General features: G+C 68.3%; 28 protein-coding genes and 2 tRNA genes. 16 read left to right on the top strand and 14 right to left on the bottom strand.

Features of this window, described 5'->3' with window-relative positions:
- The first annotated feature begins 453 nt into the window (after positions 1–453).
- The 4 genes from nadB (at position 454) to HHL10_RS21160 (ending at position 3,899) form a co-directional block, all read left to right on the top strand.
- Positions 454–2,061: an L-aspartate oxidase gene (gene nadB / locus HHL10_RS21175; RefSeq protein WP_169162382.1), complete on the top strand. Its 1,608-nt coding sequence runs from the start codon at positions 454–456 to the stop codon at positions 2,059–2,061.
- 210 nt (positions 2,062–2,271) lie between these two features.
- Positions 2,272–2,700: a hypothetical protein gene (locus tag HHL10_RS21170; protein ID WP_169162381.1), complete on the top strand. Its 429-nt coding sequence runs from the start codon at positions 2,272–2,274 to the stop codon at positions 2,698–2,700.
- A 271-nt stretch (positions 2,701–2,971) separates the two neighbouring features.
- Complete coding sequence (locus HHL10_RS21165) at positions 2,972–3,547, top strand: ATP-binding protein (protein WP_169162380.1); 576 nt, start codon at positions 2,972–2,974, stop codon at positions 3,545–3,547.
- 55 nt (positions 3,548–3,602) lie between these two features.
- Positions 3,603–3,899 carry a hypothetical protein gene (locus tag HHL10_RS21160; protein ID WP_169162379.1) on the top strand — a complete coding sequence of 99 codons (297 nt, stop codon included), beginning with the start codon at positions 3,603–3,605 and terminating at the stop codon, positions 3,897–3,899.
- A 137-nt stretch (positions 3,900–4,036) separates the two neighbouring features.
- On the opposite strand, the gene HHL10_RS21155 is transcribed toward HHL10_RS21160, so the two are convergent.
- Positions 4,037–4,282: a hypothetical protein gene (locus HHL10_RS21155; RefSeq protein WP_169162378.1), complete on the bottom strand. Its 246-nt coding sequence runs from the start codon at positions 4,280–4,282 to the stop codon at positions 4,037–4,039.
- A 106-nt stretch (positions 4,283–4,388) separates the two neighbouring features.
- On the opposite strand from HHL10_RS21155, the gene HHL10_RS21150 reads away from it, so the two are divergent.
- Positions 4,389–5,081: a PEP-CTERM sorting domain-containing protein gene (locus HHL10_RS21150; RefSeq protein ID WP_169162377.1), complete on the top strand. Its 693-nt coding sequence runs from the start codon at positions 4,389–4,391 to the stop codon at positions 5,079–5,081.
- A gap of 68 nt (positions 5,082–5,149) precedes the next feature.
- Here HHL10_RS21150 and HHL10_RS21145 read toward each other — a convergent pair whose 3' ends face one another.
- The 4 genes from HHL10_RS21145 to nadA form a co-directional block, all read right to left on the bottom strand.
- A complete protein-coding gene (locus HHL10_RS21145) occupies positions 5,150–5,806 on the bottom strand; it encodes a two pore domain potassium channel family protein (RefSeq protein ID WP_169162376.1) in 657 nt (218 codons plus the stop codon).
- Positions 5,807–5,877: 71 nt separating this feature from the next.
- Positions 5,878–6,300: a type II toxin-antitoxin system VapC family toxin gene (locus HHL10_RS21140; protein WP_169162375.1), complete on the bottom strand. Its 423-nt coding sequence runs from the start codon at positions 6,298–6,300 to the stop codon at positions 5,878–5,880.
- A gap of 5 nt (positions 6,301–6,305) precedes the next feature.
- Positions 6,306–6,563, bottom strand: coding sequence for a type II toxin-antitoxin system Phd/YefM family antitoxin (locus HHL10_RS21135; RefSeq protein WP_169162374.1), 258 nt, complete (start codon positions 6,561–6,563; stop codon positions 6,306–6,308).
- Between the two features lie 142 nt (positions 6,564–6,705).
- Positions 6,706–7,818: a quinolinate synthase NadA gene (gene nadA, locus HHL10_RS21130; RefSeq protein WP_169162373.1), complete on the bottom strand. Its 1,113-nt coding sequence runs from the start codon at positions 7,816–7,818 to the stop codon at positions 6,706–6,708.
- A gap of 139 nt (positions 7,819–7,957) precedes the next feature.
- Between nadA and HHL10_RS21125 the strand changes: the two genes are divergently transcribed.
- Together HHL10_RS21125 and HHL10_RS21120 are read left to right on the top strand one after the other, a co-directional pair.
- A complete protein-coding gene (locus HHL10_RS21125; RefSeq protein ID WP_169162372.1) occupies positions 7,958–9,241 on the top strand; it encodes an MFS transporter in 1,284 nt (427 codons plus the stop codon).
- Positions 9,238–10,965 (top strand): thiamine pyrophosphate-binding protein, encoded by a 1,728-nt coding sequence (locus HHL10_RS21120; protein WP_169162371.1) that lies wholly within the window; start codon positions 9,238–9,240, stop codon positions 10,963–10,965. Before HHL10_RS21125 ends, HHL10_RS21120 begins: the two co-directional genes overlap by 4 nt.
- Positions 10,966–11,221: 256 nt before the next feature.
- Here HHL10_RS21120 and HHL10_RS21115 read toward each other — a convergent pair whose 3' ends face one another.
- Complete coding sequence (locus HHL10_RS21115) at positions 11,222–11,680, bottom strand: hypothetical protein (RefSeq protein ID WP_169162370.1); 459 nt, start codon at positions 11,678–11,680, stop codon at positions 11,222–11,224.
- A 168-nt stretch (positions 11,681–11,848) separates the two neighbouring features.
- On the opposite strand from HHL10_RS21115, the gene rraA reads away from it, so the two are divergent.
- The 4 genes from rraA (at position 11,849) to soxZ (ending at position 13,378) form a co-directional block, all read left to right on the top strand.
- Positions 11,849–12,355, top strand: coding sequence for a ribonuclease E activity regulator RraA (rraA, locus tag HHL10_RS21110; protein ID WP_169162369.1), 507 nt, complete (start codon positions 11,849–11,851; stop codon positions 12,353–12,355).
- A gap of 55 nt (positions 12,356–12,410) precedes the next feature.
- Positions 12,411–12,487 (top strand) — tRNA-Pro (locus HHL10_RS21105).
- 71 nt (positions 12,488–12,558) lie between these two features.
- Positions 12,559–13,053, top strand: coding sequence for a thiosulfate oxidation carrier protein SoxY (locus HHL10_RS21100; protein ID WP_235971688.1), 495 nt, complete (start codon positions 12,559–12,561; stop codon positions 13,051–13,053).
- A 16-nt stretch (positions 13,054–13,069) separates the two neighbouring features.
- Positions 13,070–13,378 (top strand): thiosulfate oxidation carrier complex protein SoxZ, encoded by a 309-nt coding sequence (gene soxZ, locus HHL10_RS21095; protein WP_169162368.1) that lies wholly within the window; start codon positions 13,070–13,072, stop codon positions 13,376–13,378.
- A gap of 55 nt (positions 13,379–13,433) precedes the next feature.
- Here the strand turns inward: soxZ and HHL10_RS21090 are convergent, their stop codons facing one another.
- The 3 genes from HHL10_RS21090 to HHL10_RS21080 form a co-directional block, all read right to left on the bottom strand.
- Entirely contained in the window at positions 13,434–15,044 is a 1,611-nt protein-coding gene (locus HHL10_RS21090) for an MFS transporter (RefSeq protein ID WP_169162367.1), read from the bottom strand.
- 153 nt (positions 15,045–15,197) lie between these two features.
- Positions 15,198–15,274: transfer RNA gene (locus HHL10_RS21085), tRNA-Arg, on the bottom strand.
- Positions 15,275–15,387: 113 nt separating this feature from the next.
- Entirely contained in the window at positions 15,388–16,080 is a 693-nt protein-coding gene (locus tag HHL10_RS21080; protein ID WP_169162366.1) for a glutathione S-transferase N-terminal domain-containing protein, read from the bottom strand.
- A 50-nt stretch (positions 16,081–16,130) separates the two neighbouring features.
- Between HHL10_RS21080 and HHL10_RS21075 the strand changes: the two genes are divergently transcribed.
- Both HHL10_RS21075 and HHL10_RS21070 read left to right on the top strand, forming a co-directional pair.
- Positions 16,131–16,859: a hypothetical protein gene (locus HHL10_RS21075; protein ID WP_169162365.1), complete on the top strand. Its 729-nt coding sequence runs from the start codon at positions 16,131–16,133 to the stop codon at positions 16,857–16,859.
- A gap of 216 nt (positions 16,860–17,075) precedes the next feature.
- Positions 17,076–17,981, top strand: coding sequence for a hypothetical protein (locus HHL10_RS21070; protein WP_169162364.1), 906 nt, complete (start codon positions 17,076–17,078; stop codon positions 17,979–17,981).
- A 64-nt stretch (positions 17,982–18,045) separates the two neighbouring features.
- Here the strand turns inward: HHL10_RS21070 and HHL10_RS21065 are convergent, their stop codons facing one another.
- The 5 genes from HHL10_RS21065 to lptF are packed head-to-tail and all read right to left on the bottom strand — an operon-like array spanning position 18,046 to position 22,805.
- Entirely contained in the window at positions 18,046–19,224 is a 1,179-nt protein-coding gene (locus HHL10_RS21065; protein WP_169162363.1) for a pyridoxal phosphate-dependent aminotransferase, read from the bottom strand.
- Positions 19,225–19,256: 32 nt separating this feature from the next.
- A complete protein-coding gene (locus HHL10_RS21060; RefSeq protein WP_169162362.1) occupies positions 19,257–20,201 on the bottom strand; it encodes a CysB family HTH-type transcriptional regulator in 945 nt (314 codons plus the stop codon).
- Positions 20,198–20,599, bottom strand: coding sequence for a sirohydrochlorin chelatase (locus HHL10_RS21055; RefSeq protein WP_169162361.1), 402 nt, complete (start codon positions 20,597–20,599; stop codon positions 20,198–20,200). Before HHL10_RS21055 ends, HHL10_RS21060 begins: the two co-directional genes overlap by 4 nt.
- On the bottom strand, positions 20,596–21,711 hold the full coding sequence (lptG, locus tag HHL10_RS21050; protein ID WP_169162360.1) for an LPS export ABC transporter permease LptG: 1,116 nt from the start codon (positions 21,709–21,711) through the stop codon (positions 20,596–20,598). The genes HHL10_RS21055 and lptG overlap by 4 nt, the downstream gene beginning before the upstream one ends.
- On the bottom strand, positions 21,708–22,805 hold the full coding sequence (gene lptF, locus HHL10_RS21045; RefSeq protein ID WP_169162359.1) for an LPS export ABC transporter permease LptF: 1,098 nt from the start codon (positions 22,803–22,805) through the stop codon (positions 21,708–21,710). The genes lptG and lptF overlap by 4 nt, the downstream gene beginning before the upstream one ends.
- Positions 22,806–22,832: 27 nt before the next feature.
- Here lptF and HHL10_RS21040 point away from each other — a divergent pair, with 27 nt between their 5' ends.
- From HHL10_RS21040 to HHL10_RS21030, 3 genes are all read left to right on the top strand, one after another.
- Positions 22,833–24,308 (top strand): leucyl aminopeptidase, encoded by a 1,476-nt coding sequence (locus tag HHL10_RS21040; RefSeq protein ID WP_169162358.1) that lies wholly within the window; start codon positions 22,833–22,835, stop codon positions 24,306–24,308.
- A 74-nt stretch (positions 24,309–24,382) separates the two neighbouring features.
- Positions 24,383–24,823: a DNA polymerase III subunit chi gene (locus HHL10_RS21035; protein WP_235971687.1), complete on the top strand. Its 441-nt coding sequence runs from the start codon at positions 24,383–24,385 to the stop codon at positions 24,821–24,823.
- Between the two features lie 131 nt (positions 24,824–24,954).
- Complete coding sequence (locus HHL10_RS21030; protein WP_169162357.1) at positions 24,955–26,097, top strand: branched-chain amino acid ABC transporter substrate-binding protein; 1,143 nt, start codon at positions 24,955–24,957, stop codon at positions 26,095–26,097.
- Positions 26,098–26,104: the final 7 nt, after the last annotated feature.

Raw genomic sequence — 26,104 nt, 5'->3', positions numbered from 1 at the left:
CGTCTCCCAGGGCCAGGGCCCGCTTGCGTCTTGCTTCACCCATCGGGTGAGTCTGCAGGATCGGCTCAAGTGCTTGTCAGCATTGGCCCGCTGGCCGTCTCACGGGGTAGTAACTGCCGGATTTAGGGTCATTCCCGCGCAGGCGGGAATCCAGGCGGCCCCCAAGCAGCCGCCAGCTGACTGAGCGGCGCCCCGAGGGAGTGGAGGCGTGGTGCCTACGCTGTCTCTCGCGTTCCGATGTGGGGCCGCCTGGGTCCCCGCCTGCGCGGGCATGACGAAGTAGAAGGCGGTGCGTGGCAGCTTCCGGGCGGCATTGGTTTCCTGTCACAAGCGATCACCGCAAGCCCCCGCCCGCCGTTGCATCTGCACGGGCCGGATGCTGCGGCTTGTGCTAACGGACGCGCGTTGACGGGGTGCGAGAATTGACCCTCTTTGCAATACCCGCTTCGCGTGATGAACACCTCTTTCGATGCCCAGTCCGCTCCTGTCGTCATCGTGGGGGCCGGGCTGGCCGGCCTGGCGGTGGCCCTGCACGTGGCCGACACGCGGCCCGTGGTCGTGCTGGCCAAGCGCGAGCTGCACGAAGCCGCGACCGCCTGGGCGCAGGGCGGCATCGTGGGCGTGCTGGGCAAGGACGACAGCATCGAGAGCCACGTGCACGACACGCAGGAGGCGGGCGCCGGGCTGGTGGACGAGCACACCGCGCGCTTCATCGCCGAGAACAGCGCCCGCGCCGTCGAATGGCTGGTGGAGCAGGGCGTGCCCTTCTCGCCCGACCCCGAAGGCCCGCTGGGCCTGCACCTCACGCGCGAGGGCGGCCACGCGGTGCGGCGCATCGCGCACGCGGCTGACGCCACCGGGCAGGCCATCCACGACGCGCTGCTGGCGAAGGTGCGCGCGCACCCGCACATCACGCTGCGCGAGCGCTGGATGGCGCTGGACCTGATCACCTCGCGCCACCTCAGGCGCGACGAGCCCACACGCTGCTACGGCATCTACGCCCTGGACATCGATAACCAGCATGTGGAGACGCTGCCGGCCTCGGCGGTGGTGCTGGCCACCGGCGGCGTGGGCAAGGTCTACCGCTACACCAGCAACCCCGAGACGGCCACCGGTGACGGCATCGCCATGGCTTGGCGCGCGGGCTGCCGGGTGGGGAACATGGAGTTCATCCAGTTCCACCCGACCTGCCTGTACCACCCCAACGACCGCACCTTCCTGATCACGGAGGCGCTGCGCGGGGAGGGCGGGCATTTGAAACTGCCCGACGGCACGCGCTTCATGACCGCGCACGACCCGCGCCTGGAGCTGGCGCCGCGCGACGTGGTGGCGCGCGCCATCGACTTCGAGATGAAGAAGCACGGCCTGGACCACGTGTGGCTGGACGCGACGCACCTGGGCGCGGACTTCCTGCGCGAGCATTTCCCGACCATCTACGCGCGGCTGCTGAAGCTGGGCATCGACATCACGACGCAGCCCATCCCCGTGGTGCCGGCGGCGCACTACACCTGCGGCGGCGTGGTGACGGACCTGGACGGCCGCACCGACATCCCCGGCCTGTTCGCCGTGGGCGAAACCACCTACACGGGCCTGCACGGCGCCAACCGGCTGGCCAGCAACTCGCTGCTGGAGTGCGTGGTGGTGGGCCGCACCTGCGCCGAGCGCATCCAGACCGAGGCGCCGGAATTCCTGCCGGCGCTGCCGGCCTGGGACGAGAGCCAGGTGGAAAACGCCGACGAGCAGGTCGTGATCAGCCACAACTGGGATGAACTGCGGCTGGTGATGTGGAATTACGTGGGCATCGTGCGCACCAACAAACGCCTGGAGCGCGCGCTGCACCGCATCCACCTGCTGCGCTCGGAAATCGACGAGTACTACGCGCATTTCCGCGTCTCGCGCGATTTGCTGGAATTGCGCAATCTCGTGGAATGTGCCGAGCTGATCGTGCGCTCGGCGCTGAAACGGCATGAGTCACGCGGGCTGCATTTCTCGCGGGATTATCCGTATTCGCTGCCGGTGAGTTTTCCTACGGTGCTGATTGGGGATCATCGGAGGAGGTGATGCTCCACCAAGGAGATTGGGTGCGAAAAGTCGCGATGAAGACATCATGGCTCAGCGGCTGTGGATGGATCGGCCCCATCTCCTAGGCATGGAACCTCTCGCGGGCAAGAGCGAACAACGGGGACTGCCAACCCTGACGAATCTCTGAGTTTGCTTTTCAAATGGGCCTGCCAATCTACCGGTTGGTATTGCCTGGGTCAGCTGTTTCACATGCGCTTCCTGTTTCTTGTTGCTATTTTCTTTGTCGCCTTCACCACCCAAGCCCGCGAACCCCTCGCCGTAGACTTCCGCTGCCTCATTGGCGGTGACAAACAAAATATTCACCTGGAATGGCGTGTCTTCTCCGAGCCAGAAACCGGCTGGACCACCGCCTACGTCAAATACCACGGAGGTAGTAAACCGATCCCGCTGGTGCAGAAGTCCGAAGAGGCTACACAGAAGCCCGAAGGCCGGCCCTGGGAAATGACCTCGATATGGCTGGAGGTGATGGAAGGCAAAATCACCGGCGAGTACCGCGTCGTCACCCAGGGCGCCAACATCTACAGGTTTCAATACAAGAACCATCGCAACGGCAAGGAAATGGTGTTCGTGCAGGACTTGGCCGCGCAGTGGAACGACGGTTGTGAATGGAAAAGGTAAGCGTGGCGCCGGTGGCGCGCGATGAGTGAATTTCGGCGCTTTCAATCCAGGGCCGCCGGCTTGCCGGGTGTTGCGACCAGACATTGATCAATTCAGCGCATCGCGTCTTGGCCGGTTCGTGAACTATTCACGCCCATCGAGGGCAAGCCCTCAATGCGCCGTGTGTTTGGCCGAAATAGGAGGATTGCCTCGTCATCCGGCTGACCGGCCGCCGGCCCCGGTTTGCGGCGAGGCCCAGCAATCCGATCACAACAACTTCAGGTTCGCACGCATGAACATCCTCATCGGTGGCGCCATGAGAAGCGGCAAGACGCAAGTGGCCGAATCCCTCGCCAAGCGCCTCGGCTTCTCGTACCTGTCCAGCGACAGCCTGGTTCTCACCCTGCGCGACTGCTTCCCCGAAATCGCCCTCGGCGGCCAGGGCAAGAGCTACGACGAGCTGTGCGACGCCTTCCTGCCGGTGCTGGAAAAGCTGTTCTTCTACCTGGGCAAGAACAGCAGCATGAATTACGTGGTGGACGGCCATTTCATCCGGCCACGCGATATCCAGAAATTCGGTCTGTCCTGCAAGGCATTCTTCCTGGGCTTTCCCGGCATCGACCCGGAAATGCGCCTCAGCCAGCTGCGCGCCTACGGCAAGACCGCCGAGTGCTACACCAACAACATGGAAGACGCCGACCTGCTGGAGCGCGTGAACCGTTGGGTCGAATACAGCAAGTCGCTGCGCAAGGAATGCCTGGAATACGAGGTGCCGTTCCTCGACGTGATCGGACAGGACGGGCGCTTTGCCGGCGTGAGCGTGGACATGGCGCTGCGCACCCTGGGTTTCACCCACACCACGGCCTGATTTCAGCCTGAGCTTTGGGCCGGCCAAGGCTTGGCCCAAGCCTTCTGGAGTATTCGTGGAAATCCTGCTGGTCCTGATCCTGGGCGGCGCGTTCTTCCTGTTCGCGCGCCCGCTCAAGGATTGGTATGTCGTGGACATCCAGGACGCTTCGGGCACGAGCCTGGAACTGCAGATATTCACCGGCCTGGAAGCCGCGCAGCAGGCTTTCGACCACGTCGTTGCCACGAAGGCGCAGCCTTCCGCAAAAACCATCCACCTCCGGCACCTGGAAGCGCGCAGCCGCAAGGCGCTGCGCCAACTCATGGCGGACCAGGGGTCGAGCGCCGCGCCCTTGCGCAGCGTCACGCTCTGATTCGGCTTCTGGCTTCTGAGTGAAGTAATCCCGTTCGTCCTGAGGTATCGAAGGATGATGGCCCCTACCGTGGTGCCGCCATCGCCGCCTGTCGGATTCGTACTTCGATACCTCAGTACGAACGGGTCATTTCACGATCAAAGTGGAATCGGAATGAGACCCGGTGGACTCGCGCAGCAACAGTCGTGCGCTCCCCGCAAGTTGATCTGCATCAGCAGTGATTCAAAAACAGCCCGGACGGCTCCAGCCGTGCCGGGCTTTTTCGTTCCGATGCCGATTGCGCGTGCGAGCGCGCCTGAAAATAATGCATCTTCAGTATTTATGATTTCATCAATTGCGGCATTTTGAGTTGATTTACAAATAAATTGCGGCTGCGTTTCCATTCCAGAATCACCGGCATCGCTGCGGTTTGAGCGAGTAGGCGGTGGCCTGAAAGGTTGCCCGGTTCATCGCACCCCATGGTCCGGTGTCTGTTTCTCTGGAGTTGTCATGCTGAAAATGTTTTCCCGCAAGATCCTGGCGTTCTGCGCCGCGCTGGTACCCCTGTTTGCGCAGGCCGCCGTCATCGCCAATTCGGAGGCCGAGTTTTCCGGTGTCCAGGGTCAGGATGGCTGGTATTATGGATATTATGAGCTGGGCCGCCCGGGCATGCAGCTGATGAGCTATTACCAGGAAAATGGCCAGGATTCTGCCTGGTTCGTGAACAACCAGTATTTCAAGGCCTTCCTGACGGCCTGGGGCGGCCATCCGCAAATGGCGTCCAAGCCCAACGTCGGTGGGCGTACCGGTTCGGAATACTGGACCACGCGCCGCTGGGTGTCAGACTATGAAGGCGAGGTGACCATCAGCACGCAAATCTACAATATGTACGATTTCGGCAGCATGGTCGGCTATATCACGGTCAATAACCAGAGCACCCTGGCAGTGCTCGATGCGCGGGCCGAGGGTGTTTCGGGGCTCTGGCTCGACTACACGCTGACGCTGGCCAAGGGCGACTTCATTGATTTCATCATCAGCCCCAACGGCTCGGACGACTGGGATTACACGACTTTCAAGGCCGTGATTTCGACCACGGGATCGGCCGTGCCGGAGCCGTCCAGCGCCTCGCTGGCCCTGCTGGGGTTGGTTGCGGTGGCGGCACCGGCCGTGCGCAGGCGCGCCAAGAACGGCCGCCGAGCCTGAGCGCGGCCATGGCGGAATGAGAATGGCCCGGGTGGCTCAGGCCGTTCCGGGCGTTTTTCATGTGACGCCTATTTCCGCGGCTGGATCGTGAACCCGATCAGCCGCGCCACCACGGTGGCCAAATACATCAGCCCCGTCATCATCTCGACGCTGGCAATGGCCCGCGCATGGGCCGATACCGCCACCACGTTGCCCATGCCGGTGCTGGACAGCAGCGCGAAACTCAGGTGGTTCAATTCGGACCAGGTCTTGGGCACCGCAGCCGGATCGGTGGAAAAGGCGCCCGGCTGCAGCGCCTGCGCCAGCACGAACAGGTGCGTGAAGGCCCAGACGAACAAAGTGAATGTGGCCGCCGCCGCATACAGCTCGTCCGTGGTGGTGCGGTAATCCTCCATCATGTAGGCGATCAGGCTGCCGGCGGCGTAGAAATAGAAAATGGCTTCCAACCCCGAGGACCAGGGCAGCAGATGCGGCATGTCCCCGGTCATCTGCAATATCGAGAGTACGATTACCGGAAAGGCGATGAGAATGCTGACTCCCGTCCAGCCCGGCGTGCGCCGCACCATGTTGGTGGTCACGATCAGCACGAAGATGCCGAATATGTTGAAAATGGCGTGGCTGTAGCGGGTATTTTCGATGAAAGGGCCGAGCAGCACACCCAATATCTGCACGATCAGCAATATGGCGGAGGGGTGGCGGCGGGTGCGGACGAGGAAACGTTTCATCAACTATCGCTCCTCATTGAAGACTGGTGGCGAGGGCTCACGACTGCGATGCCCATGCTGGTTGGGTTTTTCTACGGCGTATGGCCGGACGCGCTCTGGAACGGGTTGAGCAGCGGCACGCCGAAAACGGAGAAATCGGCGACGTTGCGAGTGACCACCGTCAGGCCGTGAACTTGCGCGGTGGCCGCGATCATGGCGTCCTCGTACAGGGTGTCGGAGCGCCGGTGCATCAGCCGGGCCCAGGCGCGGAAGGCGGCACCGTCCATGGGCAGCACGTTGTAGGCGGCGGCGACGCGATCCAGCCAGGCCTCTATGGCCGCAGCCTTGGCCGGGTCCTGGGCACGGGTGATCTCGATGCCGGCCTGTATCTCACCCAGCGTGACGGCCGAAAGGTGCAGGTCGCTGTCGGCGGTGGCGCGCAGCCATGCCAGCACCGCCCCATGCGGCTTGGGCTTGCGCAACTCGGAGACGACGTTGGTGTCGAGCAGGTACATGGCCCTCACTCGGCCGGATCGACCTGCCGCCGGCGGGCGCCGCCCCGGGTGGGCAGCTCCAGATCGGCACGCGCCTCATCCGACAGCAGCAGTTCCTTCAACGAGGGGCGCGCCGCCGCCTGCAGCCGGCGCCATTCCTCGACCGGGACCAACACCGCCGCCTCGGCACCGCGCTTGGTCACCATCTGGGGCCCTTCCTCGATGCACGCTTCCAGGAACTCGCTGAAGCGCGCCTTGGCATCCTGAACCGGCCATGAGCGCATGGTTCTCTCCACCTGACCAGTGAGCTGACCAGTTTAGTGAGACGAGAACCGCCACTCCTGGCCTGGGTCAAGGCCACGATCCCAAGGCAGAACGCCCGGACCAGCCAAGCCGGTCCGGGCGTTCGTCAGTGAGGGCAGGGCGTCAGGCCGCGCCGATGTTCTTCACGAAGCCGCGCTGCGGCTGCGCCAGCGCGCCCGGGTTCTTCGCCACGAAGTCCAGCATGCGCTCGATGCAGCCCGCCGCCTGCGTGCGCACGGGCTCGGCCACGTTGATCTCGCCGTAGCCCTGCTCCAGGCAGTTGATCACGCCCTGCAGCGCGTTCATCGCCATCCACGGGCAGTGCGCGCAGCTCTTGCAGGTGGCGCTGTTGCCGGCGGTGGGGGCCTCCAGCAGCGTCTTGGTCGGCGCCAGCTGGCGCATGCGGTGCAGGATGCCGTTGTCGGTGGCGACGATGAAGGTCTGCTCCGGCCCGTCGATCACGGCCTTGAGCAACTGCGAGGTGGAACCGACCACGTCGGCCTGCGCCACCACGCTCCTGGGCGACTCGGGGTGCACCAGCACCAGCGCGTCGGGGTGCTCCTTGCGCATCAGCTCCAGCTCGATGCCCTTGAACTCGTCGTGGACGATGCACTCGCCCTTCCACATCAGCATGTCGGCGCCGGTCTGCTCCTGGATGTAGTGGCCCAGGTGGCGGTCCGGCGCCCACAGGATCTTCTCGCCCTGGCTCTTCAGGTGCTCGACGATGGCCAGCGCGCAGGAGCTGGTGACCATCCAGTCGGCGCGCGCCTTCACCGCGGCGCTGGTGTTGGCGTAGACCACGACCTTGCGGTCCGGGTGCGCGTCGCAGAAGCGGGCGAAGTCGTCGGGCGGGCAGCCCAGGTCCAGCGAGCAGGTGGCGTCCAGGTCGGGCATCAGCACGCGCTTGTCGGGCGACAGGATCTTGGCGCTCTCGCCCATGAAGCGCACGCCGGCCACGACCAGGGTCTTGCTGTGGTGGTCGCGGCCGAAGCGCGCCATCTCCAGCGAGTCGGCGACGCAGCCGCCGGTTTCCAGCGCCAGGTCCTGCAGGTCGCCGTCCACGTAGTAATGCGCCACCAGCACGGCGTCGTGCTGCTTGAGCAGCGCCGCGGCGCGCGCCTTGCGCTCTTCGCGCTGCGCCGGGGTCAGCGGCTCGGGAACCTTGGCCCAGGCATGGGCGACGCAGCTCGCGCCGCTGGCGTCCTGGCGGGTGTAGTCGAAAAGCACCTGGCTCATGGAGGGTGGCCGAGCGGGCGGCCCGGAGGTTGGGGATTGAAAAAAGGACAAGGATGTTAGCCCACGGATTGGGCTGAAGCCGCCGGGGCCGGCGGTACCCGCGACGATGCGGCTTCTTTTGCACCGATACGATGCACGGATGAATCCCAACCGCTCCGACACCCCGGCGGCCGGCGCGCCGCCGGCGGCGCGCCACAGTGACGCCCGCACCATCACGCTGGTCGGCCTGGCCCATGGCAGCTCCCACTTCTGCCACCTGCTGCTGCCGCCGCTGTTTCCCATCTTCATCCGCGACTTCGGCGTGACCTACGCCGAGCTGGGCCTGGCGGTGACGCTGTTCTTCGCGATCTCGGGCATCGGCCAGGCGCTGTCGGGCTTCATCGTGGACCGCATCGGCGCGCGGCCCATCCTGTTCGGTGCGCTGGGCTGTTTCATTGCCGCGGCGCTGACGGCGGCCATGGCGCACGGCTACGCCGGGCTGCTGCTCGCGTCGGCGCTGGCCGGGCTGGGCAACGCGCCGTTCCACCCGGTGGACTTCACCATCCTCAACAAGCGCGTGTCGTCGCCGCGGCTGGGCCATGCCTTCTCGGTGCACGGCATCAGCGGCAACCTGGGCTGGGCCGCGGCGCCGGTGTTCCTGCTGGGCCTGACCGAGCTCACCGGCTCCTGGCGCTGGGCCCAGCTGGGCGCGGCCGGCGTGGTCGGCGCGGTGCTGCTGCTGCTGTGGTGGCAGCGCGAGGCCATCGACGATCGCCTGGGCGCTTGGAGCCACGAGAAGGCTGCCAATAAACCGGGCGCGGCGCCCGTCAAGGAGGAGCACCCGCTGGCCTTCCTGAAGCTGTCCTCGGTGTGGCTGTGCTTCTCGTTCTTCTTCTTCTCGACCTGCGCGCTCAGCGCCATCCAGAGCTTCGCCAGCCCCGCGCTGCAGCAGATGACCGGGCTGCCGGTGGCCACGACCTCGCTGGTGGTGACGGGTTTCATGCTCTGCAGCGCGGCGGGCATGGTGGCGGGCGGCTTCCTGGTGGCGCGCGCGCAGCGGCTGGAAAAGACCATCGCCGTCTGCCTGGTGATCGCCGCGGCGCTGCTGCTGCTGGTGAGCTCGGGCGTGGTCGGCGGCATGGCGGCCCTGGTGCTGGTGTCGGCCGCGGGCGTGGGCGTGGGCGTGGCCGGCCCCTCGCGCGACATGCTGATCAAGCGCGCCTCGCCCCCGGGCGCCACCGGCCGCGTTTACGGCACGGTCTACTCCGGGCTGGACCTGGGCTTTGCCCTGGCCGCGCCGGCCTTCGGCTGGCTGATGGACCACGGCCATGACGCCGGCATCTTCCAGGGCTCGGCGCTGGCGCTGCTGGCGGGCGTGGTCTCGGCGGCGGCGGTGGGGCTGCGCGTCACGCCGCGGCGCACGGCCACCGGAGCGGCGGCATGAGCGCGTCGGACGCGGCAGCGGCCCGGCCCGGCGGCCACCTGCTGGTCGAGGCGCTGATCGCGCAGGGCGTAGACACGGTCTTCGGCGTGCCGGGCGAGAGTTTCCTGGCCGCGCTGGACGGCTTTCACCAGCACCGGGATGCGATCCGCTTCATCGCCTGCCGGCACGAGGGCGGGGCGAGCTTCATGGCGGAGGCGCAGGGCAAGCTCACCGGGCGGCCGGGCGTGTGCTTCGTGACGCGCGGCCCCGGCGCCACCAATGCCGCCATCGGCGTGCACACCGCCTTCCAGGACAGCACGCCGCTGCTGCTGCTGGTGGGCCAGGTGGCGCGCGAGCAGCGGGACCGCGAGGCCTTCCAGGAGCTGGACTACCGCCAGGTGTTCGGCCCCGGCACGCTGGGCCTGGCCAAGTGGGTGGCCGAGGTGGACGACGCCGAGCGGCTGCCCGAGTACCTGGCGCGCGCCTTTCATGTCGCGATGCAGGGGAGGCCCGGGCCGGTGGTGCTGGCGCTGCCGGAGGACGTGCTGAGCGGCCCGGCGTCCGCGCCGGTGCTGCCGCGGGTGGAGCCGGTGCAGGCCTGGCCGGCGCCGGGCGCGCTGCGCGAGCTGCGCACGTTGCTGCTGCAAGCCCAGCGTCCCTTCGTCATCGCCGGCGGCAGCGGCTGGACGGCCGAATCGGCGCAGGCGCTGCAGCGCTTCGCCGAGAACTGGAACCTGCCGGTGGGCTGCGGCTTCCGCTTCCAGGATTGCTTCGACAACCGGCATCCGAACTACGCCGGCGACGTGGGCATCGCCCTCAACCCGCGCCTGGCGCAGCGCGTGCGCGAGGCGGATCTGCTGATTGCCGTGGGCGTGCGCCTGGGCGAGATGACCACCGGCGGCTACACGCTCATCGAAGCGCCGCGGCCGCGGCAAAAACTCGTGCACCTGCACGCGGGCGCGGAGGAACTGGGCCGCGTCTATGCCGCCGACCTGCTGCTGCAGTGCTCGCTGGCCGCGGCCGGCAAGGCGCTGGAGACGCTCAGCGCGCCGCCCGAAGTCGCCTGGGGCGAGTGGACGGCCGCGGCGCGCGCCGACTACGAGGCCAACCGTGTGCCGCCGCCGGTGGCGCCGCTGGACATGGCGCAGGTGGTGCTGAGCATCGAGCGGCTGGCGCCGGCGGACAGCCTCTACACCAACGGCGCGGGCAACTACAGCGGCTGGCTGCACCGCTACCTGCGCTACCGCGGCCTGCAGCACCACGGCCGCACCCAGCTCGCGCCCACGGCCGGCGCCATGGGCTACGGCCTGCCGGCGGCAGTGGCGGCAAGCCTGCTCTATCCGGAGCGCAGCGCCATCAACCTGGCCGGCGACGGCGACTTCCTGATGACAGGCCAGGAGCTGGCCACCGCCATGGCCTACGGCGCCAACCGCGGCGCGGGGCGGCTCGTCAGCATCGTGGTGGACAACGGCACTTACGGGACGATCCGCATGCACCAGGAGCGGCATTACCCGGGGCGCGTCAGCGGCAGCGACCTGTTCAACCCCGACTTCGCCGCCCTGGCGCGCAGCTACGGCTGGCGCGCGGCGCGGGTGGAGCGCACCGAGGACTTCGAGCCGGCCTTCGTCGAGGCGCTGTCGGAGGGGGCGCCGATGCTGCTGCACCTCAAGCTCGACACCGAGGTCAGCACCAGCCGCAGCACGCTGACGCAGATCCGCGAGGCGGCATTGAAGGGGAAGGGCTGAGCGGAAGTGCCGGCCGGTCCAAGGAGGATTGTCCAGGTGCGCTGAACAGTCTCCCCAGTCAGTGGGAGCTTTGTTGGGCGGCGTTGGACAATTGGGGCCGGGCGCGGAAGGTGTCGCGTCTTGGGTTGACGTCTGAAGGCCTTGGCCTGCCGCATCCCGACGCAGGGAAGCACGACACCGCAGCAAGCAAAACGGCCGCCGCAGCGGCCGTTCCTGTTTCCGCGGGCGCCGACGCGGGCCGGCGCCCGGCGGAGCTTCACTCCTCGCGGCGTTGCTGTTGCTGGGAGCGGTCCTGTTGCGAGCCGGACTGCTGCCCGCGCTGGCTGGACTGATCCTGCTGACCTTGGCGCTGGCTGGACTGGTCCTGCTGGCCGCTGCGTTGGCCACCCTGGGTCTGGTCCTGCTGCCCGCCCTGGGTGGACTGGTCCATCTGGCCCTTGCCGCTTTGCTGCTGGCTGCCCTGGCCTTGCTGGCCCATGCCGCCGCTCTGGCTCTGCTGGCCGATGCCGCTCTGCGACGACTGGCCCTGCTGGCCCATGCCGCCGCCGCTCTGGCTCTGCTGCCCCATGCCGCTGCGCTGGGACTGGTCCTGCTGGCCCTGGCGCTGGCTGTCCTGGGTTTGCTGACCTTGACGCTGCTGGCCCTGCTGCCCTTGCTGGCCCTGCTGGCCACTTTGCTGGTTCTGCTGGCTCTGGTTGCGGTCTTGGTTCGTCATGGCGATTCCTCTGAAGTCATCGGCCGGCGGGATTGCCGACATGGCTCAAGCGGCAAGGGCAATGCCCGGGGTGCCCAGGGTAAATGCGTATGGCGCGGGCCGAAATGGGGGCGTCAGAGCCCCGTGCTAGGCTGCCGCGCGCCGAAATAACCTCCTGGAGGAAGACCCGTGAACAGCCCCGAAAAGACCTTCAACACCTGCGATTTGTGCGACGAGCGCAAGGGCCAGGCCGGCGACGCGCTGCGCGTGCTGCCGCCGGTGTTCCGCGACTTCGGCGCCCGCACGGCGTTCAGCGGAGAGGCCGTCACCGTGAAGTGCTTCGAGGACAACTCGCTGGTGAAGGCGGCCGTGGACAGCCCGGGGCAGGGCCGGGTGCTGGTGGTGGACGGCGGCGGCTCGCTGCGCCGCGCGCTGCTGGGCGGCAACCTTGGCCGCGCGGCCGAGAGGAACGGCTGGGCCGGCGTGGTGATCGACGGCTGCGTGCGCGACGTGGCCGAGCTGGCGACCTACGCCATCGGCATCCGCGCGCTGGCCTCCATGCCGCTGCCCACTGAAAAGCGCAACGAGGGCCAGCGCGACGTGCCGGTGACGATCCAGGGCGTGCCGGTGCGCCCGGGCGACTGGATCGTCGCCGACGCCGACGGCACGCTGGTGCTGTCGCAGCCGCCGCAGTGAACCCGGGTCTGCCGCAGGCGAAGAGGGCGCGCAAGGCGGCTACAATATCCCTCTTCGGGGTGTAGCGCAGCCTGGTAGCGCAACTGCTTTGGGAGCAGTGGGTCGGATGTTCGAATCATCTCACCCCGACCATTTTCACTTTGCACATCAATGCCTTGGCAAACTTTCAAAGAGTTTCCAAGGCAATTTTTTTGGGCTGCCGCATGGATCTGGCTTCCCCCAAAGGTGTGATGGCCCCGTCGCGGCGCCGCGCGCTGCGCGCCGGCGCGCGCACGCTGGGCCTGTTCGTGCTGGCTGGCGTGCTGCCTGAAGCCCAGGCGCAGGCCCAGCTCGACGCGTGGGCCGCGGCATTCGACAGCCGCGATTTCGCCAGCGCCTGGCGCGCACTGGATGGCGAGGGCGCGGCGGCGGACCCGCGGCTGCGGCTGGACGGCCCGGACGTGGCGGAGAACGGCGCCCTGGTGCCCTTCACCGTCAGCAGCACGCTGCCCGGGGTGTCGCAGGTGGCGCTGCTGGTGGAGCACAACCCCATCCCGCTCACGGCCGTGTTCGCGCTGGCGCCGGGCACCGAACCTTTCGTCGCCACGCGGCTGAAGATGGCCGAAAGCTCCACCGTGCACGCGCTGGTGCGCGCGCAGGACGGGCTGTTCCTGGCGCGGCGCGAGGTGCGCGTCATCCAGGGCGGCTGCGTGGCCTGAAGCGGAGAACGAACCGATGGGACAGCCCAGCCGCATGCGCGCGGTGGCAAAGGACGGCGTGGTCGAGCTGCGGCTGCTGATGAGCCATCCCATGGAGAACGGCCTGCGCCACGACGCCTCGGGCGCATTGATCCCGCTGCATCACATCGAGCGCGTGGACATCGAATGCGGCGGCCGCCCGGTGCTGCAGGCGCGGCTGGGGCCGGGCGTGTCGCGCGATCCCTTCCTGCAGCTGCGTTTTCGCGGCGCCCAGGGCGAGCGCGTGCTGGTGCGCTGGGTGGACAACCACGGCGACTCGCGCAGCGACGAGACCACCGTCGCCTGAGCGGATATCCCGTTCGCCCTGAGCCCTTCGACAAGCTCAGCCCGAACGGCATTTTTCAATCCGGCAGCGTCTCGCCCACGTAGCGCCGCACGCGCGGGGGCTCGCTGCCCTTGTGAAAGGCCAGGCGGCGCTGGCGCAGCTGCATGTCAGAGGCGGTGATGCGGTCGATGCGGCGCTGGTGCTCGACCCAGGACTCGTCCACGAAGTACTCCAGGTGACGGCGCGGGTCGGTGCTGTCGTGCAGCAGGCCCCAGCTCAGCGCACCCTGGCGCAGCCGCGCGCGGCGGCTGTCGCGCATCACGGCGGCGAACTCGGCGGCGTCGGCCTCGTCCACGAAGTACTCGATGGTCACCATCACCGGGCCGGCCTCGGGCGCGATCTCGAAGGCCGGCGGCGGGTCGATCTTCACCGGCTGCGGCGTGTGGTCCTCGGTGGGCACGGCCTCCAGGCGGTGCCGGCGCAGCAGCAGCACCAGCAGCACCGCCGTGGCCGCGGCGGCCAGCAAGCTGGTGCGCACGTCGGTGAGGCTGGCGATCTGGCCCCACAGGGCGGCGCCCACGGCGTTGCCCGCCATCAGCGCCATCTGGTAGATCGACATGCCGCGCGCGCGCACCCAGTTGGGCAGCGTCAGCTGCGCGGTGATGGTCAGCGAGTTGGCCACCGAGATCCACGCCGCGCCGCCCAGCACCATCAGCGGCGCGGCGGTCCAGACGTTGGGCGAGAGCGCCACGCCGGTCATGGCGGCGGCGTTGATCAGCGTGCCGTACTCGACCAGCTGGTCGCGGTCCCAGCGCGCACGCAGCTGCGGCAGCGCCAGCGCCGCGGCGATGGCCCCGGCGCCCATGCAGGCCAGCAGCAGCGTGAAGGTGCCCGCGCCGCCCCCCTGCAGCCGCTGCGCCTCGATGGGCAGCAGCGCGATCAGCGCCGTGGCCTGCAGGAAGAACACGAACACGCGCAGCAGCACGATGCGCATGCCGGGCGACTCGCGCACATGCTGCACGCCCACGCGCATGGCACCGACGAAGCGCTCGCCGGGCAGGGCGGAGTGGCGCGGCTCGTAGCGCCAGCGCCACACCAGGTAGCTCGCCATGACCGACAGCACCGCGTTGAGCGCGAAGACCCAGGCGCTGCCCAGGCTGGCGATGATGGCGCCCGCGGCGATCGGCCCGGCGATGCGCGAGGCGTTCATCGCCACGCCGTTGAGCGCCAGGGCCGCGCTGAGCTCGCGCTTGCCCACCAGCTCCGGCACGATGGCCGCGAACACCGGCCAGCGCATGGCCAGCCCGATGCCGTTGACGAACACCAGCGCCAGCAGCAGCGGCGCCGTCAGCAGCCCGGCCATCGACACCGCGGCCAGCACCACGCCCACGGCCGCGACCCAGAGCTGCGTGAACATGAACCAGCGCCGGCGGTTGACGATGTCGGCCAGCGCGCCGCTGGGCAATCCCAGCAGGAACACCGGCAGCGTGGAGGCGGTCTGCACCAGCGCCACCAGCGCCGGGTCGGTGCTGAGCGTGGTCATCACCCAGGCGGCCGCCACGTCGTTCATCCACAGGCACAGGTTGGCCGTGAGCCATGCGCTCCACAGCATGCGGAACACGGGAATGCGCAAGGGCGCGAGCGCGCCGGAAGGCGCGTCGGGGGCAGCGTCAGTGGCAGAGGGCATCGGCGAGGGGCAGGGGGCGATGCGGTTGGATCATCGCAACCCTGGCAGCTGAGGAGTGGACCGGAACACGCTGCGTCTCAGATCCTGGGACGGGATCATCGCGAGCGCGCGCTGCTGTGGGGCAAGGGCCGAGCCATTGATCACTGCGCCGAGTGGCCCGTCCGGCAGGACTCGAACCTGCAACCCCCGGCTTAGAAGGCCGGTGCACTATCCGGTTGTGCTACGGACGGATGGAGCGCTTCGCCGGAGATTCGACCCCTGTGCTGGAGCGGCTGCTTCAGGTTGGAAGTCGGACGAAACAGGTCAATTGTAAGCAGTGGCGAGGGCCGGCCCACCGGACCCGTCAGCGCTTGGCGTACTGCGTGGCGCCGAACAGCGTTTCGCGGGCCTTGTCGTCCATCTGCGGCTTGCGCCGGTCGGCCAGTACCTCCACGCCGCGCTGCACCGCGGGGCGGGCGGCGATCTCGTCGAACCAGCCCTTGAGGTGCGGATGGTCGTTCCAGTCGATGCCCTGGTTCTTCCAGGAGCGCAGCCAGGGAAAGATGGCGATGTCGGCGATGGTGTACTCGTCGCCGGCGATGTAGCGGTGGCGGGCGATCTGGCGGTCCATCACGCCGTACAGGCGCTTGGCCTCGTTGGTGTAGCGCTCGATGGCGTACTCGATCTTCTCGGGCGCGTAGATGCGGAAGTGGTGCGCCTGGCCCAGCATCGGGCCCACGCCGCCCATCTGGAACATCAGCCACTGCAGCGCCTCGTACTTGCCGCGCGTGTCCGCGGGCAGGAACTTGCCGGTCTTGCCGGCGAGGTAGAGCAGGATCGCGCCGGACTCGAACAGCGAGATCGGCTTCCCGTCCGGGCCGCCGGGATCGACGAGGGCGGGGATCTTGTTGTTGGGGCTGATCGCCAGGAATTCGGGGCTGAACTGCTCGCCCGCGCCGATGTCCACCGGGTGGGCGCGGTAGGGCAGCCCGCACTCTTCCAGCATGATGTGGACCTTGTGGCCGTTGGGCGTGGGCCACGAATACACTTCGATCATCTTCGCTGTCTCCTCGCGTCACACGGGCGCCTCATTGTGCGCCAGCCCTCATGCTCGACGCCTTCAAGCACTGGTTCTCTCGCCGCGCCGGCTTGCCGGGCGAGCGCGCGCTGGCCGAGTGGGCCCATGCGCAAGGCCACCACTTCAAGCGCAGCCGCGACGCCGACGGCTTCATCGTCGAGGCGCATGACGCCACCTGGCGGCTGGAATGGGGACCGTCGCAGCGGCGCTATATCCAGGGCCAGGAACTGCGGCTGCGTGCCCCGTTGCGCGGCGCCTCCGGGCTGCAATTGCTGGTGCTCAAGCGCAGCCTGCTCGACCTGCTGGAGAAGCAGGTGTTCGAGCAGTACACGCAGGGGCTGCAGACGCGCATCGACCTGGCCACGCCTGACGAGATGCGCTGGCTCGTGCTGCATCCCAAGCTGCCCGCGGCGGAGATGCAGGCGCTGCGCGGCCATTTCGGCGCGGTGGGCCAGCCGCTGCCGGCGCTGGCGGGCTGGGTGGGCGGCGCGCTGGGGACGGCGCTGGTCGAGCATGCCGCGGCCCGGAACTCGGACGACGCGCCGCTGCTGCTGATCGTGCAGCGCGAGCGGCTGACGCTGCGCATGGCCATGGCCCGGCCCGATCCGCAACCCATTGCCGAGCTGCTCAAGCTGTTCGAGGTCGCGCGCCGCGAGGCGCAGCGCGTGGCGGCGCAGTGGAGCACACCCAGCCAGGACGATCCCGCGTCGTCGTTGTGGCCGCATTCCGTGGACGGGCCCGACGCCCCTGCGCGCTGAAGGCCGACTGGCGACGCAGGCACCCCACCGGGGCCGGGGGGCGCGTGCTAGAGTGCCCCGGCTATATCGGTATGCCCGGAGGGAGGGATGTCCCGAAAATTGCTGTTCTCCAGCCTTGCCGCCGCTGCCTGTGTAGCCGCGGCGCCTTTGTCCAGCGCCGCACCCGACGCTGACATTCCCAGCGAATCCAAGCGCGTGGCCGCAATGCCGGCTCCCATGGACAAGCTCCAGCAGCAGCTGCGCGTGCTGGAGGAGAGAGTGGAACAGCTGCAGCAACAGTCGCAGCGCGATCAGGAAGCCCTGGAGCAAGGGCGCCGCCGGCAGGCCGAGCTCGAGGTCGCCTCCCATGCCATGCCCTGGCTGCTGGGCGTGCTGGTGGGACTGGCGGCCGTTGCAGTCGGCTTGGCCTGGCGTGTCCAGGCGTTGAGCCAGCGCCGGCGCGATGCCTGGTGGGACACCTCCGCGCCGCTGGACCTGGAAGCCGAAGCGCCGCGCGACGAAGCGCCCAACACCGCGGCGGTCGTCTTCAACGAGCCGGCGCCGCAGGACTCGCCAACCCACCCGCCCGCGATGGCACCGGCGTCGGCGGTGCTGCCGGTGAGCGAGCAGATCGCGCTGTCGCAGCAGGTTGCACTGCTGTGCGCGCTGGGCCAGGACGACAAGGCCGTCGAGCTGCTGCAGTCGCGGCTGGAGGCGGGGCCGCGCACGCCGTGGCTGCTGCTCAAGCTGCTGGCGCTCTACCAGCGCACCGGCCAGCGCACGCTCTTCGACAAGCTGGCGCGGCAGGTGGCGGTGCGTTTCGGCTGTACCTTGCCGGCCTGGGAGGCGCTGCCGCATGGCGGGCTCGAAGCCGAACCCGCCTTGCTGTACGCGCTGCAGCAGTCCTGGGAGGCGCCGGTGGACGCGCTGCAGGCCCTGGCCAAGCTGCTGCTGCAGCCGCAATCGCTGCCGTCGCTGGCGGCTTGCGAGGACATGCTGCTGCTGTACCGCGTGGCCCACGAGCGCCACTGCCAGGACCTCGCCGGCGAGATCGACCTGCCGCTGCCGCTGTCCCAGGACGACGTCAAGGCCGCACCGGCCTTTGCGCTGTCGCCGGGCATCGCCCTGCAGCCCGCGCCTTGAAGGTGCTGCAGCCCGCTCCAGAGTCAGGAAACGCCGCGCCCGCCGCGGCGTTGTTGTTTTTGGCCTACAGCCGTGCCAGCCGTTGCAGCGCCAGCTGCAGCGTCTCGTCCTTCTTGGCGAAGCAAAAGCGCACCACGCGCTGCTCGAAGCCCTCGGCGTAGAAAGCCGACAACGGGATGGCCGCCACGCCGATCTCCGCGGTGAGGAAGCGGCAGAACTCGGCCTCGGGCAGGTCGCTCAGGGCCGAGTAGTCCACACACTGGAAGTAGCTGCCTTCGCTGGGCAGCGGGCTCAGCCGCGTGGCCTGCAGGCCCTGTCGGAAGAGGTCGCGCTTGCGCTGGTAGAACGCGCCCAGCTCCAGGTACGGCGCCGGGTCGGCCATGTAGCGCGCCAGGCCATGCTGCATCGGCGTGTTGACCGTGAAGACATTGAACTGGTGCACCTTGCGGAACTCGGCGCTCAGCGGCGCCGGCGCGGCCACATAGCCCACCTTCCAGCCCGTGACGTGGTAGGTCTTGCCGAAGCTGGAGACGATGAAGGCGCGGGCCGCGAGCTCGGGCACGCTGGCGGCGCTCACATGCGGGCGGCCGTCGTAGACCATGTGCTCGTACACCTCGTCGCTGAGCAGCAGCACGTCGGTGGGGCGCAGCAGCTCGGCCAGCTGCTGCATCTCCTGGCGCGTCCAGACGCTGGCGCCGGGGTTGTGCGGCGTGTTGATGATCAGCAGCCGCGTGCGCGGCGTGATGGCCGCCGCGATGCGCGCCAGATCGGGCCGGAAACTGCCCGGCGTCAACGGCACGCGCACCACGGTCCCGCCGGCAAGCTCGATGTTGGGGCCGTAACTGTCGTAGCAGGGCTCCAGCACGATCACCTCGTCGCCCGGGTGCACGCAGCACAGGACGGCAGTGAGGATGGCCTGCGTGGCCCCGGCGGTCACGGTGACTTCGGTGTCCGCGTCGTAGCGGTGGCCGTACAGCGCCTCGACCTTGGCCGCGATGGCCGCGCGCAATGCCGGCACGCCGGCCATGGGCGGGTACTGGTTGAGCCCGGCACGCATGGCGTCGTTGACAGCGTCGATTAGCCGCACGTCGCCGTCGAAGTCCGGGAAGCCCTGGCCGAGGTTGACGGCGTCATGCTGCTGGGCCAGCGCCGACATCACGGTGAAAACGGTGGTGCCGACCTGCGGTAGCCGGCTGCGCAGCGCCGGCGTACGCGGCGCCACGGGAACGGTGGGTGTCTGCATGGGAAGGCTTCCGCTCGGTAGCGCCGGGGCGCTCAGAGGTCGTAATCCTCGCTACTGCCGGCCATGGCGCGCGTGATGAGGCTGCGCGTGAGCCGGTCCGACAGCAGCTCGGCGAAGGTGTAGACGAAGTTGCGCAGGTAAGCACCACGCTTGAAGGCCACGCGCGAGACGTTCATGCCGAAGAGGTAGCCCGCCGGGCGCGCCACCAGGTCACTGCCCGGCGGATCGTCACGCACCGCCATCTCCGCCAGGATGCCCACGCCCAGGCCCAGCCGCACGTAGGTCTTGATGACGTCGGAGTCGATGGCCTCCAGCACGATCTCGGGCTGCAGCCGGCGCTGGGCGAAGGCCTGGTCGATGCGCTTGCGCCCGGTGAAGGCGGGCTGGTAGGACACCAGCGGCTCGCGCGCGAGCTGCTCCAGCGTCGGGCGCTCCACACCGGCCAGCGGGTGCCCGGTGGGCACCACGATGACGTGCTGCCACTCGTAGCAGGGCAGCGTCACCAGGTCGCCGTACTCGGACAGCGACTCCGTGGCCAGTCCGATGTCGGCGCTGTCATCCAGCAGCATCTGCGCCACCTGCTCGGGCGTGCCCTGGTGCAGGCTGACGCTGACCTTGGGATGGCGCTTGCGCAGCAGCGCCACCGGCTCGGGCAACACATAGCGGGCCTGGGTGTGCGTGGTGGCGATGGACAGCCGTCCCGTGTCCTGCTTGCCGAACTCCTCGCCGATGCGTTTGAGATTGCCGACCTCGCGCAGGATGATGTCCACCGACTGCAGCACCTGGTGCCCGGGCTCCGTGATGCGCTTGAGCCGCTTGCCGTGGCGGGCAAAGATGTCCACCCCCAGCTCCTCCTCCAGCTCCAGGATGGCCTTGCTGATGCCGGGCTGCGAGGTATGCAGCGCCTTGGCGGTCTCGGTGAGGTTGAGGCCGCGACGAACGGCCTCCTGGACGAAGCGGAACTGGTGCAGGTTCACGGCTGATTCGCCTCCTTGGTCGCCAGCAGGCTCAGCGCCGCGCCGGCCATGGCCTGCACCACCGTGGGCAGCTCGCCCACGGCCGGGTGCAGCTCGAAGTGCACGCCCGGGTGCGTGGCACGCAGCCCATCGAGCAGTTGCGGCAGGTCCTTGCGCACATGGCCGCCGGCGCCGAGGAACAGCGGCAGCACCTCCACGCGCCTGCAGCCCGCGGCCACCAGGGCCGCTGTGGCCTGGGCCATGTCGGGCTGCATGAACTCCAGGTAGGCCAGCGCCACCGGCGTGCCGGGACGTTGCGCGCGCACGGATTGCGCAACGGCCTCGAAAGGCCGGGCCCAGTCGGGGTCGCGCGCGCCATGCGCGAACAGCAGCAGGCCGCGGGAGTGGGCGTCGTTCATCGGTACCGTACCAGCCAGGTGAAGGCTGCCAGCGACAGCAGCAGGTAGAAAATGCTGGGCGCCGCGGCGGTCAGCCAGGGCGTCCACTCGCGCAGCAGCCCCAGGTGGCCGGCGACGTTGTTGAGCAGCACGAAGCTGATGCCCAGCATGATGCCGCCGAAGACCTTGTAGCTCAGTCCGCCGGCGCGCGCGTGCAGATAGGCAAAGGGCAGGGCCAGCGCCACCATCACCAAGCAGGCGAAGGGATAGACCGCCTTGCGCCAGAAGCGGATGGCATGGCGCTGCGCCGCCTGCTCCTGGTTGGAGAGGTGGGCCGCGTAGCGCCACAGCTCCAACGTGCTCATGGTGTCGATGGGCAGCACCGCGGCGGCCACCACGTCGGCGCCAAGGCTGCTCTGCCAGCGCAGCTGGTCGAGTCGTTGCACCTGGACCTGCGTGGGCGCTTGCGCTGCGTCGGCCGCGGGCCAGGCGGTGCGCTGTGCGTCCTGCAGCGTCCAGACCTGCGCGTCGTCGATGCGCGCGCGGGCCGCGGCGATGCGCTCCAGCAGCCGGCCCTGCTCGTCGAACTCGAAGATGCGCACGTTTTCGAGCGTGCCGTCGGGTGCCAGGCGTTGCACGTTGAGCGACACCTGGCGCACGCCCTGCGGGGTGCTGTGCCGTTCGCGCAGCCAGGCGCCGGTGCTGCCGAGGTCGCGTCCACCGGAGGCCAATGTCTTGATGCGCACCGCCTCGCGCTCGCTGGCCGGCACCACGAAGTCGCCGACCACGAAGGTGATCACGGCGAAGACCACGCCCAGCACGGCCAGCAGCGACAGCGCCCGCCCGGGCCCCAGCCCGCCGGTGCGCAGGATGGTGTATTCGCTGGACTGCGCCATGCGCGCCATCGAGTAGATGGTGCCGATGAGCACCGCAATGGGCATGAGCTCGTAGAGATGGCCCGGCACCTCCAGCAGGCTCGACAGCAGCGCCATGGGCAGCGTGTAGCCGCGCCGTCCCACGTCTTCGAGCTCATCGACGAAATCGATGAAGAAGAACAGCGACAGGAACGCCAGCGCCACGAAGAACACCGCACTGGCGATGTCGCGGTACAGCAGCCGCCGTACCGTCTTCATGCCCGCCCCCCGAACAGTCGCAGCTGCCGTGCCGCCGCGCCTTGCTCACGCCAGCGCAGCAGCGTCAGTGCCAGCACCAGCGCCGCGCCGTGCAGGCCCAGCAGCGCGCCGGCCAGGCCCAGACGCCCGCTGCTGACCCAGGCCTGGGTGAGATTGATGAGGTTGTAGTACACAACGAAGCCCAGAAGCGCGAACAGCAGGTTCCAGTTACTGGCGCGGCGCGGGTTGGTGGCCGACAGGCCGATGCCCAGCAGCAGCAGGTTGGCCGCACCCAGCAACAGCCCGAAGCGCCAGGCCAGCTCGGCCAGCATGCGCGGGCCGGGCTCCCGCATCAGTTCCAGGGTGGGGAGGGTCTTGGGCGAGCGTTCCTGGGCGGTGCGCGCCTGGTGCTCATCCACCACCAGCCGGTAGGTCTCGAAGCGCGAGAGCGTGAGCTCGCCGGTGCTGCGGTCGGTGTCGTTGCGCTGGCCGTCCTCCAGCACCAGCACGCGGTGCTGCTCGGTGTTCTCGATGTGGCCGCCGTGCGCGGACACCACGGACTCCCGCTCCGGCTCGTTGGACAGCACGAAGACGTTGCGCGCGCGCGAGCTGTCGTTGTCGCCGTCACGTTCAACGAAGAAGACCCGGTTGCCGTCGCGCGACACCTGGAACACCCCGGGCGCGACGCGCGAAAGGTCGCTGCGCTGCTGGTAGCGCTCGCGCAGCTCCGCGCTCATGCGGTTGCCCCAGGGCCACACCAGCAGCACCAGCAGGCCGATCACCAGCAGCACCGGCCAGCTCATCTGCAGCACCGGGCGCACGAAGCGCGACAGGCCCACGCCGCTGGCGAACCAGATGGCCATCTCGCTGTCGCGGTACATGCGCCCCAGCGTGGCCACCACGGCGATGAACAGCGACAGCGCCAGCATGGTGGGCAGGTGACCCAGCGCCGTGTAGCCCAGCAGCAGCACCACGTCCTGCGGTGCCACCGAACCCCCCGCGGCTAGGCCCAGGGTGCGGATCAGCATCATCGTCAGCACGATGGTCAGGATGACGACCAGCGTGGCGCCGAAGCTGCGCGCCAGCTCTCGGCGCACGGTGGTATGGAATAACATCAGGCGATCAACGAACTTGGCGTCATTATGGACTTGCGTTCCCTCGTTCCCGGCACGACCGGGTTGGCCGGTGTAGCCGCCGATGCGCTGGTGCTGGTGGTGGCCGGCAGCGAGGCGCCGACACTGGAGTCGCCGCTGGCGGCCCTGTTGTCGGAGAGCTTGAAGGCGGGCGATTTCGAGCTGAAGCCGGCCCGCACTTTGTACCTGCACCGGCCCGTGGGCCTGAAGGCGCCGCGCCTGGTGCTGGCGGCGGCAGCCGATGCGTCGCCCAAGGCTTTCAAGGCCGCGCTGGCCGCGGCGCTGTCGGCGCTCAAGCCGCTGGGCGTGCGCCACGCGGCCGTGGCGCTGGCCGCCAAGGCGCCTCAAGAGGGTGCCGCCCTCATCGACGAGCGCCACGCCGAGGCGCTGGCCACGGTCGTTGCCGAGGCGACTTATCTCTACAGACAGACCAAGCCCAGCGCGCCCGAAGGTTCCAAGCTGCAGAAAGTGTCGCTGGTGTGCGACAAGACGGCGGGCAACGTGGTCAAGAAGGGGCTGGTGCGGGGCCAGGCCATCGCTGCGGGTGTGACCCTGGCACGCGAATGCGCCAATTTGCCGGGCAACCATTGCACGCCGACCTACCTGGGCGAGCAGGCGCAGGCGCTGGCGGCGCAGTACGGCTTCAAGGTCGAGGTGCTGGGCCGCAAGGAAGTCGAGAAGCTCGGCATGGGCGCCTTCGTGGCCGTGGCCAAGGGCTCGGAAGAGCCGCTGCGCTTCATCGTGCTGCGTTACGAGGGCGCGCCGCGAACCTCGGCGCCGCTGGTGCTGGTGGGCAAGGGCATCACCTTCGACAGCGGCGGCATCTCCATCAAGCCGGCGGCCGAGATGGACGAGATGAAGTACGACATGTCCGGCGCCGCCAGCGTGCTGGGCACCTTCCGCGCCCTGGGCGAGCTCGCGCCCAAGGTCAATGTGGTGGGCCTCATTGCCGCCTGCGAGAACCTGCCCGGCGGCCGTGCCAACAAGCCCGGCGACGTGCTGCGCTCGATGTCGGGCCAGACCATCGAGGTGCTCAATACCGATGCCGAGGGGCGGCTGGTGCTGTGCGACGCGCTCACCTACGCCGAGCGTTTCAAGCCCGCGGCGGTGGTGGACATCGCCACGCTCACCGGTGCCTGCGTGATCGCGCTGGGGGCTCAGCGCTCGGGGCTGTTCTGTCCTGATGAGGACTTGGCCGCGCGGCTGCTGCAGGCTGGCGATGCCGCGCTCGACCCCGCCTGGCGCATGCCGATGGACGAGGAGTACGACGAGGCGCTCAAGAGCAACTTCGCCGACATGGCCAACGTCGGTCCGCGCGGTGGCGGCGCCATCACGGCCGCCATGTTCCTCAAGCGCTTCACCAAGGCCTACCGCTGGGCGCATCTGGACATCGCCGGCACCGCCTGGAAGGGGGGTGCGGCTAAGGGCGCGACGGGACGTCCGGTGCCGCTGCTGACGCATTTCGTGCTGGCGCACGCACGTTGAATTCAGAAATCCTCGGCATGGCTCCCGTGCGCCGGGTCGCGGGGCGTGCCGACGCGGCAGGGCAGAGCAAAGCGATGACGTTGTCGGAAGTGGCCTTCCATACCGGCGTGGGAGACAAGATCGGCTACTGCTGCCGCTTGCTGCGCAAGGGTTACCGGCAGCAGGTGCGCATGGTCGTGGCGGGCAGCGCCGATGTGCTGGCGCGCCTGGACCAAGCTCTGTGGCTCTTTGACGTCCAGTCCTTCATCCCGCACCGGCGGCTCAAGGCGGGCGAGGCCGTGCCGCCGGCGCTGTGGCGCACGCCGATCTGGCTCATCGAGCCCGGGGCCGAGCCGCCGCAGCAGGGCGTGTTGCTGAACCTGGGGCCCGCCGTGGTGCCGGGCTTCGAGCGCTTCGAGCGCCTCATCGAAGTGGTGGGGCTGGACGAGGAGGACCGCATGGCCGCGCGCCAGCGCTGGCGTGCTTACGAGACGCAAGGTCTGCGCATCACGCACCACGCGCAAAACGGACATTGACCTACTGCAATCCGGACATTTACGCATAAGAACGGATTGCGTTTTCGTCAACCGGTATCCCGCTTATTTGCGTTATCGTTCTTTTTGCTGAAACTGTTACCAGTTTCTTCTCTTCAACCCGGAGGTACCGAATGCGATTCCAGTTCAACGCCGTTCTTGCCGCTGCCGCGGTGCTGCTGGCCGGTGGTGCCAGCGCCCAGGAGGTGGTGGTCAAGATCGGCCACGTGGCCCCGACCAGCGGTCCGATCGCCCACCTGGGCAAGGACAATGAGATGGGTGCCCGTCTGGCCGTGGACGAACTCAATGCCAAGGGCGTGACGATCGGCGGCAAGAAGGCCCGCTTCGAACTGCTCGCCGAGGACGACGCTGCCGACCCGAAGCAGGGCACGGCCGCAGCGCAGAAGCTGGTGGACAGCAAGGTCAATGGCGTGGTGGGCCACCTGAACTCGGGCACCACCATTCCGGCCTCCAAGATCTACAGCGACGCCGGCATTCCGCAGATCAGCCCCTCGGCTACCAACCCCAAGTACACGCGCCAGGGCTTCAAGACGGCCTTCCGCGTGGTGGCCAACGACGAGCACCTGGGCGGCACGCTGGGCAAGTACGCGGTGACGCAGCTCAAGGGCAAGGCCATCGCCGTCATTGACGACCGCACCGCGTACGGCCAGGGCGTGGCTGACGAGTTCGAGAAGGGCGTCAAGTCCGCTGGCGGCAAGACCGTCGGTCGTGAATTCACCAACGACAAGGCCACCGACTTCACCGCCATCCTGACCAGCATCAAGGCCAAGAAGCCGGACATCGTCTTCTTCGGCGGCATGGACGCCGTGGCGGGACCGATGCTGCGCCAGATGAAGCAGTTGGGCATCAACGCCAAGCTCATGGGCGGCGACGGCATCTGCACGGGCGAACTGCCCAAGCTGGCCGCTGGCGCGATGGCCGACGAGCAGGTGGTGTGCGCCGAGGCGGGTGGTGTCGAAGGTGAACAGAAAGCGGGCATGGAAGACTTCAAGGCCCGCTTCAAGAAGAAGTTCAACGCCGACGTCCAGATCTACGCGCCCTACGTGTACGACGCGGTGATGGTGATGGCCGATGCCATGGTCAAGGCGGGCTCGCCCGAGCCGGCCAAGTACCTGCCGGTGCTGGCCAAGACCGAGGGCTTCAAGGGCGTGACGGGCACCATCAGCTTCGACAACAAGGGCGACATCAAGAACGGCGCGCTGACCATGTACACCTACAAGGGTGGCAACCGCCAGCAGATCGCCGTGGTGCGCTGAGCCTCCT

The organism is Azohydromonas caseinilytica (assembly GCF_012927045.1).
Taxonomy (GTDB): domain Bacteria; phylum Pseudomonadota; class Gammaproteobacteria; order Burkholderiales; family Burkholderiaceae_C; genus Azohydromonas; species Azohydromonas caseinilytica.
The sequence above is the reverse complement of the archived record's forward strand: the minus strand, read 5'-3'. Positions and strand labels throughout refer to the sequence as shown.

Coding starts and splice junctions, on each gene's coding strand:
- HHL10_RS21120 (WP_169162371.1), top strand. CDS start 9,238: ATGAGCGCGTCGGACGCGGCAGCGGCCCGGCCCGGCGGCCACCTGCTG.
- HHL10_RS21075 (WP_169162365.1), top strand. CDS start 16,131: ATGCTCGACGCCTTCAAGCACTGGTTCTCTCGCCGCGCCGGCTTGCCG.
- HHL10_RS21170 (WP_169162381.1), top strand. CDS start 2,272: ATGCGCTTCCTGTTTCTTGTTGCTATTTTCTTTGTCGCCTTCACCACC.
- HHL10_RS21030 (WP_169162357.1), top strand. CDS start 24,955: ATGCGATTCCAGTTCAACGCCGTTCTTGCCGCTGCCGCGGTGCTGCTG.
- HHL10_RS21135 (WP_169162374.1), bottom strand. CDS start 6,563: ATGCGCTCATGGCCGGTTCAGGATGCCAAGGCGCGCTTCAGCGAGTTC.
- HHL10_RS21145 (WP_169162376.1), bottom strand. CDS start 5,806: ATGAAACGTTTCCTCGTCCGCACCCGCCGCCACCCCTCCGCCATATTG.
- HHL10_RS21090 (WP_169162367.1), bottom strand. CDS start 15,044: ATGCCCTCTGCCACTGACGCTGCCCCCGACGCGCCTTCCGGCGCGCTC.
- HHL10_RS21115 (WP_169162370.1), bottom strand. CDS start 11,680: ATGACGAACCAAGACCGCAACCAGAGCCAGCAGAACCAGCAAAGTGGC.
- HHL10_RS21100 (WP_235971688.1), top strand. CDS start 12,559: ATGGATCTGGCTTCCCCCAAAGGTGTGATGGCCCCGTCGCGGCGCCGC.
- nadB (WP_169162382.1), top strand. CDS start 454: ATGAACACCTCTTTCGATGCCCAGTCCGCTCCTGTCGTCATCGTGGGG.
- lptG (WP_169162360.1), bottom strand. CDS start 21,711: ATGAAGACGGTACGGCGGCTGCTGTACCGCGACATCGCCAGTGCGGTG.
- soxZ (WP_169162368.1), top strand. CDS start 13,070: ATGGGACAGCCCAGCCGCATGCGCGCGGTGGCAAAGGACGGCGTGGTC.
- HHL10_RS21165 (WP_169162380.1), top strand. CDS start 2,972: ATGAACATCCTCATCGGTGGCGCCATGAGAAGCGGCAAGACGCAAGTG.
- HHL10_RS21070 (WP_169162364.1), top strand. CDS start 17,076: ATGGACAAGCTCCAGCAGCAGCTGCGCGTGCTGGAGGAGAGAGTGGAA.
- HHL10_RS21140 (WP_169162375.1), bottom strand. CDS start 6,300: ATGTACCTGCTCGACACCAACGTCGTCTCCGAGTTGCGCAAGCCCAAG.
- HHL10_RS21035 (WP_235971687.1), top strand. CDS start 24,383: ATGACGTTGTCGGAAGTGGCCTTCCATACCGGCGTGGGAGACAAGATC.
- HHL10_RS21125 (WP_169162372.1), top strand. CDS start 7,958: ATGAATCCCAACCGCTCCGACACCCCGGCGGCCGGCGCGCCGCCGGCG.
- HHL10_RS21040 (WP_169162358.1), top strand. CDS start 22,833: ATGGACTTGCGTTCCCTCGTTCCCGGCACGACCGGGTTGGCCGGTGTA.
- HHL10_RS21055 (WP_169162361.1), bottom strand. CDS start 20,599: ATGAACGACGCCCACTCCCGCGGCCTGCTGCTGTTCGCGCATGGCGCG.
- nadA (WP_169162373.1), bottom strand. CDS start 7,818: ATGAGCCAGGTGCTTTTCGACTACACCCGCCAGGACGCCAGCGGCGCG.
- HHL10_RS21065 (WP_169162363.1), bottom strand. CDS start 19,224: ATGCAGACACCCACCGTTCCCGTGGCGCCGCGTACGCCGGCGCTGCGC.
- lptF (WP_169162359.1), bottom strand. CDS start 22,805: ATGTTATTCCATACCACCGTGCGCCGAGAGCTGGCGCGCAGCTTCGGC.
- HHL10_RS21080 (WP_169162366.1), bottom strand. CDS start 16,080: ATGATCGAAGTGTATTCGTGGCCCACGCCCAACGGCCACAAGGTCCAC.
- HHL10_RS21150 (WP_169162377.1), top strand. CDS start 4,389: ATGCTGAAAATGTTTTCCCGCAAGATCCTGGCGTTCTGCGCCGCGCTG.
- HHL10_RS21155 (WP_169162378.1), bottom strand. CDS start 4,282: ATGGAAACGCAGCCGCAATTTATTTGTAAATCAACTCAAAATGCCGCA.